We start from the raw sequence: 238 nt of genomic DNA, 5'->3' as shown, positions 1-238 counted from the left end.
CCCAACTCTAAATCGTGGGTCAGATAGTTCTTCTCATGTTTTCTCAACTGCCTTGAAGCATATGCGATAACCTTACCATGTTGCATTAGAACACATCCCAACCCAACACTAGTAACATCACAATACTCCGTATAGCCTTCTGAACCATCTGGCAATGCAAGAACTAGTGTTGATGTCAACCTGTCCTTCAGCTCTTGGAAACTATGCTCGCAAGCCTCAGTTCACTGGAACTTCGCTG

1 pseudogene is annotated in these 238 nt (G+C 44.5%); it reads right to left on the bottom strand.

From position 1 onward, the window contains the following. Window positions 1-209: pseudogene (locus tag AC2Q9J_RS18480) on the bottom strand (ribonuclease H family protein); the annotation flags it as partial. Between the last annotated feature and the right edge of the window lie 29 nt (window positions 210-238).

The sequence above is a fragment of the Planococcus sp. RAB007_Raresut genome (assembly GCF_057369535.1).
This window is presented reverse-complemented; position numbering and strand designations above follow the sequence as displayed.